Origin of the sequence: Algibacter ulvanivorans, from assembly GCF_048381495.1 — a bacterium.
Lineage (GTDB): Bacteria > Bacteroidota > Bacteroidia > Flavobacteriales > Flavobacteriaceae > Algibacter_B > Algibacter_B ulvanivorans.
Map to the genome: position 1 here is coordinate 1 of NZ_JBLWGD010000058.1, position 307 is coordinate 307.

At 36.5% G+C, this 307-nt stretch carries 1 protein-coding gene; it reads left to right on the top strand.

Going from position 1 to position 307, the window contains the following annotated elements:
* Positions 1–307 (top strand): SIS domain-containing protein (locus tag ACNG5D_RS15975; protein ID WP_418184525.1); only part of this gene is annotated, 307 nt, incomplete at both ends.

The window sequence follows — 307 nt, forward strand, 5'->3', positions numbered from 1 at the left end:
TTCGAACAACCCAATGCGATAAAAGATACCTATCGTGGTCGACTTCTTGTAAAAAAAGGCATTATTAAAATGTCTGGTGTTGATGATAATATTGAAAAATTTCTAAATGCCAATAGAGTCATTATTGTAGCATGTGGCACATCATGGCATGCAGGCTTAGTTGCCGAATATATTTTTGAAGATATTGCCAGAATTCCTGTAGAAGTAGAGTATGCTTCGGAGTTTAGGTACAGAAACCCTGTTATTACAAATAAAGATGTGGTGATTGCAATCTCCCAATCTGGAGAAACTGCAGATACTTTAGCAG